We start from the raw sequence: 5,173 nt of genomic DNA on the forward strand, positions 1-5,173 counted from the left end.
GGGTTTTTTTTGCCCGCGCAGGCCGTGGCGATGAGAAAACGCAAGATTTGTTAAAATGGTTTTACTTTCACACAGACAGGAGTTGATATGGCAAGCAAGAAACCAACTGTAAATCCGAAAACTGGCTCGGCAAAAATCGATATCGGCATCTCCGAAAACGACCGCGCGAAGATCGCGGCTGGCTTGTCGGGCCTGCTGGCCGACAGCTACACCCTGTACCTGATGACGCATAACTTCCATTGGAACGTCAAGGGACCGATGTTCAACACGCTGCACCTGATGTTCATGACGCAGTACACCGAACAGTGGGGTGCGCTCGATCTGATCGCCGAACGCATCCGCGCGCTGGGCTATCCTGCGCCAGGCACCTACAAGCAGTTCGTCGAACTGGCCTCGATCAAGGAAATCGAAGGCGTGCCGCCGGCGCTGGAAATGGTGCGCCATCTGGTATCGGCCCAGGAAGCGACGGCCCGCACCGCGCGCGCCCTGTTCCCGCTGCTGGAAAAAGCCAACGACCAGCCAACCGCCGATCTGATCACGCAGCGCCTGGACCTGCATGAAAAAACCGCGTGGATGCTGCGCAGCCTGCTCGAAGAATAATTGCTGCATGAAATGAATGCGTGCCAGCTATTGACGCACGCGCAAATTGCTTTAGACTGTTTCTTATAGGTGTACAGGCAAGTATAAGTATTTGGCAATCTTCATCGTTAAAACCCCCGTCGCCTATATCGGTCACGGGGGTTTTTATTTTCTTAACGGCTGACATAAAGGAAAACATCATGGCCGATTGGATAGTCTGGTTTGTGGCCGCTGGTGCCGTCTTGATTTTGGAATTATTCAGCGGCACGTTTTATTTGCTGATGATTGCCATCGGCATGAGTGCCGGCGCGCTGGCCGCGCTGGCGGGCGCAAATGGACCGCTGCAGGGATTATGTGCGGCAGTGGTGGGCGTGGTGGCGACCCTGTTATTGCGGCGCAGCCGTTATGGCAAGGCGGCCCGCCGCGATGTGGCCCAGGATCCGAATGTGAATCTCGATATCGGCCAGAGCGTGGCAGTGGCGCACTGGGTCGATGGCGTGGCGCGCGTGATGTACCGCGGCGCCTTGTGGGATGTGGAATTAATACCGGGCAGCGATACGCAGGCCGGGCAATACACCATACGCGCCATTCGTGGCAGCCGTTTGATTGTTGGATAACTTTGGAGAGTAAACTATGGAAATTAGCATCGGAAGCGTCTCGCTGATCTTGTTATTGCTGGCCCTGGTATTTGTATTCAAGACCGTCAATGTCGTGCCGCAGCAGCATGCCTGGGTGGTGGAGCGGCTGGGGAAATTCCATGCGGTGCTGGGCCCCGGCCTCAATATCGTGGTGCCGTTTGTCGACCGCATCGCCTACAAGCACGTGCTCAAGGAGATTCCGCTCGACGTGCCGCCGCAGGTCTGCATCACGCGCGACAATACCCAGTTGCAGGTTGACGGCATATTATATTTCCAGATTACCGACGCCATGCGCGCTTCCTATGGCTCGTCCAATTATATCGCCGCCATTACGCAACTGGCGCAAACCACCTTGCGCTCGGTGATCGGCAAGATGGAACTCGATAAAACCTTCGAGGAACGCGACCATATCAATACGGCCATCGTCAATGCCATCGACGAATCGGCCGCCAACTGGGGCGTGAAGGTATTGCGCTATGAAATCAAGGATTTGACGCCGCCGAAAGAAATCCTCCACGCGATGCAGGCGCAGATCACGGCCGAGCGTGAAAAGCGCGCGCTGATTGCCGCGTCGGAAGGGCGCAAGCAGGAGCAGATCAATATCGCCAGCGGCGAGCGCGAGGCGGCCATTGCCCGTTCCGAAGGTGAGAAACAGGCCTCGATCAACCGGGCTGAAGGCCAGGCCACGGCCATCGTGGCGCTGGCGCAGGCCAACGCCGAGGCGCTGCGCCAGGTGGGAGCAGCGATCCGCGAGCCGGGCGGCGAAGACGCCGTCAACCTGAAGGTTGCGGAACAATATGTCGGCGCCTTTGCCCAATTGGCAAAAACAAATAACTCGATTATCGTGCCGGCCAATCTGGGCGAGATGAGCAGCCTGATTGCCACTGCCATGCAGGTGGTCAAAACGCAAAAGCCGAAAGGCGGCGTAGCGCTTCCCTGAGTAATCGACTAGTTATCGCATAGTGACCGCCGCCCGCTTTTTGCGGGCGGTTTATATTCAGGAAGCCATATTTGCCACGGAGGCTGCGGAAATTGGCATGAGCTCGAGGAGGCCGTGCCGATTTTAAATCCGGTGACGTTGTCACCTTGCATTGCGGTAGTATGCGTAACGTGCATCGCTTATCGGCGCTGTCGATTAAAGTGCGCTGCGCCTGGTCTGCCAGTGCATTCATCGCATGGATTGCCATTTATAATTACTATAAATTGCAATGAATCAAAAAATACCTCACAATTAATGGCAAGATAAAGACGCCATCAGTAATCTCCTGGGAGTGCGCCTTTATCTTGCGTTGTATAAGGTCAGTCACAGCAAGGACTGCCTGATGTTTTTGGATTGCCACAGATTGGATGATGACGGCGTTTTTGAGCAAAAATAATTGTAAAAAACATTAAATTTGACAAAAAATTCTCCTCAATCGCGTTACAATTGGATAGAATTCAGCTGTTCAGTTATATTTTTCAACTCAAACAAAGGAAATATCATGGATCTGTCGAGCTTATCCCTGTCGGAACTGCGTACCCTGCAAGACGACATCAAGAAACAAATGAAAAAACGCGAACATGACGATCTGTCGAAAGCGCGTGAACAAATCCTGGCCATCGCGCAAAGCGTGGGCGTATCGGTAAAAGATCTGGTGGGTACGGGCATTCGTGCAAAAACCGGTACCGTGGCAGTACGCTATCGTAATCCGGACGACGCATCGCAACAATGGACTGGCCGTGGCCGTCAACCGAAGTGGGTCAAGGAATGGACCGATTCGGGTAAATCGCGTGACCTGCTGAAGGTGTAATCACCGTTCATTCGGATGCTTGTTCTGTGTCAGGTTGTTGATGTGGACAAGGCAGTATGCAAGCATCCGGAACTTTCTGTTGGCGTATCTGGTCAATTCCCAAGATCATTCGTCTTCATGGCTTATCTTCGTTGCTTTCCTGGTATCGCTTTGTAAATTCCCTTTGTAAATTCCTCATCATTATCATCCGGTTTTGTCGTGCTGCTGTCTGGCAGTGGCGCCGCATGCGCGCACGCAAAAGACAAAATAAAACCCGGCGCATGGCCGGGTTGCGGAACTGCAGCAGTGCCTTTACTGGCGATTAACGCCGATTGGTTTTCATTGCCGCCTGCACTTCGCGCGCGCCGTCGCGGTCGCGTTCTGCCGCCCGCTTGTCGTGCTGCTTCTTGCCCTTGGCCAGGCCGATTTCGCATTTCACGCGGCCGCCCTTGTAGTGCAGGTTCAGCGGTACCAGCGTGAAGCCGGAACGCTCCACCTTGCCGATCAGTTTGTCCATCTCGGCGCGGTGCAGCAGCAGCTTGCGGGTGCGCACGGCTTCCGGATGGATATGGGTGGAGGCGGTTGGCAGGGCGCTGATATGCGCGCCGAACAGGAACAGCTCGGTGCCCCTGACTACCACGTAGGCTTCCTTGATTTGTACGCGGGCGTCGCGAATGGCCTTGACTTCCCAGCCTTCGAGCACGATGCCGGCTTCGTAGCGATCCTCGATGAAGTAGTCGTGGAATGCTTTTCTATTGTCTGCTATGGTCATGAGAATGGTAAATGTGCGCGGGTCGGTTAAACTACTGTCTCGCGCAAGCGCGATAAAATCCAAATGTATCCAACATCATAGCAAATGGTTCTTCAATGGCAGTAGTACATAAATCAGTTTTTCTCGGCTACAGCGCCGAACAAATGTTCGCGCTGGTAGCGGCAGTGGAAGATTATCCCAAGTTTCTGCCCTGGTGCGGCGCTGTCGAGATACGCGAGCGCGGCGAAAACTCCGTCGTCGCCAGCGTGGGCATACAGTACCACGGCGTGCGCCAAAGCTTCACCACGTCCAACGAGAACGTGCCGTTCAGCGCCATCAAGATGAAGCTGGTGGACGGTCCTTTCAAGTCCCTCGACGGTGTATGGACTTTCAAGGCCCTGCGCGAAGACGCCTGCAAGATCGAGCTGGACCTGCGCTACGAGTTCTCCAGCCGCGTGCTCGAGCAGATCATCGGCCCCGTGTTCGGCATGATCGCCAACAGCTTTGTCGATTCCTTCTGCAAACGCGCCGAGACGGTCTATGGCGGCGCCTGACGTGATCGAAGTGCAGGTATGCCATGCGCTACCCGACACAGCGTTCCTGCGCACCGTGCGCCTGCCCGCAGGCAGTACAGTGCGCCAGGCGGTCGAGCAGAGCGGCGTGCTCGACGAGTATCCGGACATCGACCTGGCCGTCAACCTGGTCGGCATCTACGGCAAGAAGAAAACGCTCGACACCGTCTTGCGCCAGCACGACCGGGTGGAAGTATACCGGCCGCTGCAGGCCGATCCGAAAGAGGCGCGGCGGCGCCGGGCTGGCAACAAGGACGCCAAGTCTTGAGTGATCCGGCGTGCAGGATAATCCTTGTACGCCTGCCAGACGCCGGCTGTCCTTGTCGGTTTCTAATATCTTTTCTATGCTGCAATGACAGGAGGTCCATCCTTCTGTATAATTCACTTTTGCGCCAATAGGAAATGCTATGCGTCTACTTCAAAAAGCACTCACATTCGATGACGTGCTGCTCGTCCCAGCCTACTCCAACGTTCTGCCCGCCGATACGTCCCTCAAAACTCGCCTGACCCGCAATATCACCCTGAATATTCCCTTGCTGTCCGCAGCCATGGACACGGTGACCGAAGCCCGTCTGGCGATCGCGATGGCGCAGGAAGGCGGCATCGGTATCATCCACAAGAACTTGAACCCGAAAGACCAGGCACGTGAAGTAGCCCGCGTCAAGCGTTTCGAAGCAGGTGTATTGCGCGATCCGATCACGATTCCGCCGGAAATGAAAATCCGCGACGTAATCGCCCTGACCGAACAGTATGGCATCAGCGGTTTCCCTGTGGTCGAAGGCAAGACCGTGGTCGGCATCATCACCAACCGCGACCTGCGTTTTGAACAGGAACTGGACGCTGAAGCGCGCGCCAAGATGACCC

8 protein-coding genes are annotated in these 5,173 nt (G+C 55.4%); 7 read left to right on the forward strand and 1 reads right to left on the reverse strand.

Features of this window, described 5'->3' with window-relative positions:
• Window positions 1–87 precede the first annotated feature (87 nt).
• The 4 genes from RTQ46_RS24705 to RTQ46_RS24720 all read left to right on the forward strand — a co-directional run bounded on the left by RTQ46_RS24705 (window position 88) and on the right by RTQ46_RS24720 (window position 3,007).
• Entirely contained in the window at window positions 88–600 is a 513-nt protein-coding gene (locus tag RTQ46_RS24705) for a Dps family protein (RefSeq protein ID WP_312440244.1), read from the forward strand.
• 179 nt (window positions 601–779) lie between these two features.
• The gene (locus tag RTQ46_RS24710; protein WP_312440245.1) at window positions 780–1,196 is read left to right on the forward strand and encodes an NfeD family protein; all 417 of its coding nucleotides are present in this window, start codon (window positions 780–782) and stop codon (window positions 1,194–1,196) included.
• A gap of 16 nt (window positions 1,197–1,212) precedes the next feature.
• Window positions 1,213–2,157, forward strand: coding sequence for a stomatin-like protein (locus tag RTQ46_RS24715; protein ID WP_308920518.1), 945 nt, complete (start codon window positions 1,213–1,215; stop codon window positions 2,155–2,157).
• Window positions 2,158–2,698: 541 nt separating this feature from the next.
• Entirely contained in the window at window positions 2,699–3,007 is a 309-nt protein-coding gene (locus tag RTQ46_RS24720) for an H-NS family nucleoid-associated regulatory protein (protein ID WP_065305939.1), read from the forward strand.
• Between the two features lie 301 nt (window positions 3,008–3,308).
• On the opposite strand, the gene smpB is transcribed toward RTQ46_RS24720, so the two are convergent.
• Complete coding sequence (gene smpB, locus RTQ46_RS24725) at window positions 3,309–3,758, reverse strand: SsrA-binding protein SmpB (RefSeq protein WP_308920520.1); 450 nt, start codon at window positions 3,756–3,758, stop codon at window positions 3,309–3,311.
• A gap of 95 nt (window positions 3,759–3,853) precedes the next feature.
• Here smpB and RTQ46_RS24730 point away from each other — a divergent pair, with 95 nt between their 5' ends.
• The 3 genes from RTQ46_RS24730 to RTQ46_RS24740 form a co-directional block, all read left to right on the forward strand.
• Window positions 3,854–4,291, forward strand: coding sequence for a type II toxin-antitoxin system RatA family toxin (locus RTQ46_RS24730; protein WP_312440246.1), 438 nt, complete (start codon window positions 3,854–3,856; stop codon window positions 4,289–4,291).
• Window positions 4,278–4,577 (forward strand): RnfH family protein, encoded by a 300-nt coding sequence (locus tag RTQ46_RS24735; RefSeq protein WP_312440247.1) that lies wholly within the window; start codon window positions 4,278–4,280, stop codon window positions 4,575–4,577. The genes RTQ46_RS24730 and RTQ46_RS24735 overlap by 14 nt, the downstream gene beginning before the upstream one ends.
• Window positions 4,578–4,716: 139 nt before the next feature.
• On the forward strand, window positions 4,717–5,173 hold a 457-nt coding region (locus tag RTQ46_RS24740), incomplete at its 3' end, for an IMP dehydrogenase (RefSeq protein WP_312440248.1).

The organism is Janthinobacterium sp., from assembly GCF_031995485.1.
Classification (GTDB): domain Bacteria; phylum Pseudomonadota; class Gammaproteobacteria; order Burkholderiales; family Burkholderiaceae_D; genus Janthinobacterium.